Genomic DNA, 4,230 nt, shown 5'->3' on the forward strand with positions numbered 1-4,230 from the left:
CAGATGTAGCAGGCGAAGTCTTGGCTGGTTGCCATCTCCCGACCTAAAAGCGCGACCTTGCCAATCGTCGCCGTCCGTGAAAGCGCAACCGTGCCCTCTGGCAGCAATCGAGCAGAGGAGTTCGCAAGACCGAGCGCGGACACGGTCATCTTGGTGTTTTGAAGCACCTTGCCCTCGATCGTTTTCGAGTCATGGAGTGAGAGCCACGGAATTCCTCCATCCCAATAGTCAGGACGGTTCCGACTTGGGGTGTGACCGCTTTCAAGTCTTGCGATGTCGCACAACCTCTCCAATGCCCAACCTTCCGGTTCGGCATCCGGCGTCGGATGAATGCGCCCGATATGCCACCGGGATGTGAGATCTGAAACAGGGATCATGCTGAGACCCCGAGGGCGATGAGATGTTCTGAGACTTTCGCTTCGAGTTCCACCATTCGCGTGGAAATCTCTAGCAATGTATGTCCATATCGCTCTGTCAGCACCCGCACCCGAGCGGTCAGCTGCTCGGTGCGGGCTTCGATCTCGGCCTCGATTAGCTCGGCAATGTCGGTTAGCCACTTGTCATCCACGACCAGCGAGCGGATTTCGTCGTCCTTCAGCGCAGGGTATTTCTTCAAAATCGCCTGGGTCAGCGCGTCCTCGGCCTCCTTCACCGCCCTCTTCGCTGCTGTTTCAGCGTCCATCAATTTCGCTGCCTGCTTCAGAAGCTTCATCTCCTCCGGCTCGGCCTCACCTGATTTGGTGCGCACCTTGACGGAAGCCGCAGTCAGTTTGCCTGTCTCGGTCAGTGCGTCGGCCAACACCGCGCCCTCGGACCCGTGCTCTTCGACCAGTTCTTCGATCTCGCGGGCGAGTTCCTCGGCTTTTGCTTGCGCGTCGTCCAGCGCCGTCTGCATCTCGGGGAAGAAGCGTGCGACGATCAGCCCGGGTTTGATGACGTCGGCCACAAGGCGCACCTTGTTCACCGTCAGGTCGGCATCTTCCAACCACCTGACCTTGTTGTCCTTGTCGACTTCCTTCCGTGCCTCGCGCAGCTCCTTGGCCGCAGCCCAGCCATCGTGAGCGATTATGAACACGTCATCCTGCATCACCGTGGACCAATAGGTCATAAGGCGCTGATACGCCTCATACTGGTCGATCAAGGGCGCATCGATGAAGCGGCCCAGCATATCCTCCGCAATGGTGTGGATCAGCGTCTTGGGATTGTCGCCAGGCTGAATCCCATCCAGCACCGCCGCGTTTGCGTCAGCCCAGCCATCATGGATTGTATGAACACGGTCGCGGAAAGCAGAAAACTCCGGATGTTTGCGGATAGTGGCGCGAACGTCCTCGGGCTCGACCAGTGGGTCGGAATATCCAGGGCGTGGGTTCGGACCAAACAGCGCGCTGCGCACGCCAGGCATGATCTTCCAGAAATCGTCAAGCAGGTCGATATCACGATCCGGAACGCCGCCTTTCAGATGCGCTTCGATGTCCTGCAGATCTTCGGGATCCGCCCCATCAATATAGCGTGGGATGTTCAGGTTGAAATCGCTGCGGGTGATATCGGAATAGGAGACGAGGCTCGAGTAGCCTTTGATCTCAAGCTGTCGGGCGTAGGCGTCGATGATCTTGTGAATGTCGCGTTCCCGAAGCCGATTTTTGTTGCCGTCCTTGATAAACCCACGCGAGGCGTCGATCATGAAGACAGGGCGCCGATCGCACGCGCCGGATTTATCCAGCACGATGATCGAGGCCGGAATGCCAGTGCCGTAAAACAGGTTGGCTGGCAGGCCTATGATGGCTTTGACATAGCCACGTTTCAGGATCTTCTCCCKAAGTTCGGCCTCTTTGTTACCGCGGAATAGGACGCCATGCGGAAGTATGACGGCGCCTGAGCCCGTGGCCTTCATCGAGGCAAGGATATGCAGCAAGAATGCAAAATCGCCATTCTTTTCAGGTGGCATGCCGATGTCAAAGCGACCAAATCGGTTGTTTGCGGTAAGGCCGGAACCCCAAGCTTTGGTGGAGAATGGAGGATTCGCGACGACGAAGTCGAAAGCCTGGATCGCCGTCTCTGATGCCCTGAATTGGGGATCAGCAATGACATCGCCCTGTGCGATCTCGGCATCCTCGCGTCCGTGCATGATCATGTTCATCTTTGCGAGGCCGCGAGTGGTGATGTCGAACTCTTGCCCGTAAATGGTGAGCTCGACATTTGCCGCGTCTGCTGCTTTCAAAAGCAGGGAGCCCGATCCACACGTTGGATCATAGACGGTCTGTCGCGGGCTATTCGCTCGGTTGATTCCGGCAACCGCTGCGACGACACGCGAAACTTCGGCTGGCGTATAAAACTGCCCTTTGCTCTTTCCGGATTCGGTGGCGAAGTTCCGCATCAGATATTCGTAAGCGTCCCCCAGGATGTCGTCCCCATCCGCCCGATTGCGGCTGAAGTTTAGCTCCTCCCGGCTGAAAATATTGATGAGGGCGGTCAGCGTTTTGATCATCTTTTCGCCGCGGCCGAATTTCTCGGCGTCATTGAAATATGCGCGGTCGATGACATTCTTCAGATCATTGGCCTCAGCAATGCCGGCAATGGCTTTGTCGATACCTTCCCCGATGTCCTTCTTACCGCGTAGCTTCCTTAGATCTTCGAACGAGCAACCTTTAGGAACCTCAATCAGCGCATCTGCCTGGCTGGCACGATCCGATACGTATTTTACGAAGAGAAGGGTGAGGATGTAATCCTTGTAGAGCGATGCATCCATACCGCCACGCAGTTGATCGCAGCTGTCCCAAAGAGATCGATAGATGTCGCTTTTCTTGATTGCCATGCTGTCCTCATGCCGAGGGATGCCGACGCAGCTAGCCCTCTATTTTTCGTGGGCATATGGATCAAAAAGCGAGCGACGGTGCTAGAGGTGAGGCCTGCGTGTGACGCTGAACAGTGTCGATCCCAATGAGCTTAAGAGCGCTGACATGGTTGCGCCCGGTGTAGCGCGGCGCAAACGCACTCAAGTGCCAGTTTCCACTGAGTTGACTTATCTCGACTTCGACGGCAACAGCGAGATTATTAAAAGTCTGACGGGCAAGGTGAAGGAAGAGTATGATGAGCTCTTCAGGAACGCGACCGGTTCGACGTCGCTGAAAGTCGGTCTGGATCTAGAACCGGACGAGCTGCCAGGCATATGCGGAACTTTGCTGAGCCTCTACGAATCCGAGGGCTATAAAGTCTCATTTCCGAATATTCAGAATATATCCCCTGTCAATGATCCGTCCAAGGTAACCGAACTTGACGAACTGTTGCTATCCTCATTGAAGGCGCAAGATGGCAAAGCAACACTTACGATCCCCGATATCGTTGACTATCGCGATAACACATGCTGCCTTTTCCAAGGCGATGGACGAGCCAGTAACGTGTATCCCGACATATCGCTTGAGGAATTCTACGATTTTCTCGGACCCGACTACGATCTTGCTGGAATGACCGCTGAGAATTTCAAGGCGTTTCGCATGATGCTGACAGACGTCGATGGCGCGCCCGGTAGGAGCTACAGCGTCTATCGAAGCCTAATTTACGACGGAGAAATCGCAGGAGAAGGCCTTGTTTATCACTTATGCGAAGGCAAGTGGTATCGCGTCGAACAAAGCTATATCGAGCGGTTGAAAAATTACCTGGATGCAAAGTGCGTCGATGCCGATCTACCGCCTTATGACCACGATGCTATCAAAGATGGCAAAACCGTATACAGCGAGGAGGGCTACAATTCAGCCATTCCAGGTTGGAACAACGGATTCATATGTCTGGATCAGACAGACATAAGCCCGGCGGGCAGCACTCAAATAGAACCATGCGATATCTACACCGCTATCGTCGACCCCAGTGTAATGTGCGGTCACCGTGCGATCTTTTATCACCTCAAGATTTCGACACGCTCCTCCCACCTCAGCCATCTGTTCAATCAAGGTGTCAATTCTGCCGACCTCATTCAATTGGAGCCGGCATCGCGCCAGAAAATGAAGGATTTGGTGACCGAGAAACTGAACGGAAACGATCCAGCGGTTCTTTTGACGCCTCTCGATACCTTCGACTTCAAAGTCGTCTTCGGAATCGTTACACACAAGAATAAGGACGACAAATCGGACAATCTGCCGTTGTTCTCAAAAATCAGCCTCATGCGCAATATGCAGCAGCTGGATGTTCGAAAGATCCCGACAGCGCTTATGTTTATCGACGATCAAAGTCCGAAGA

3 protein-coding genes are annotated in these 4,230 nt (G+C 54.5%); 1 reads left to right on the plus strand and 2 read right to left on the minus strand.

From position 1 onward, the window contains the following. Both AC1D35_RS35300 and AC1D35_RS35305 read right to left on the minus strand, forming a co-directional pair. A partial coding sequence (locus tag AC1D35_RS35300) for a restriction endonuclease subunit S (RefSeq protein WP_477942574.1) occupies positions 1–377 on the minus strand: 377 nt, incomplete at its 3' end. Continuing rightward, a complete protein-coding gene (locus AC1D35_RS35305) occupies positions 374–2,812 on the minus strand; it encodes a type I restriction-modification system subunit M (protein ID WP_477942576.1) in 2,439 nt (812 codons plus the stop codon). The genes AC1D35_RS35300 and AC1D35_RS35305, both read right to left, overlap by 4 nt. Positions 2,813–2,912: 100 nt before the next feature. Between AC1D35_RS35305 and AC1D35_RS35310 the strand changes: the two genes are divergently transcribed. Continuing rightward, positions 2,913–4,230 (plus strand): DUF6119 family protein (locus tag AC1D35_RS35310; protein ID WP_477942578.1); only part of this gene is annotated, 1,318 nt, incomplete at its 3' end.

The sequence above is a fragment of the Rhizobium sp. P1_E6 genome (assembly GCF_056405875.1).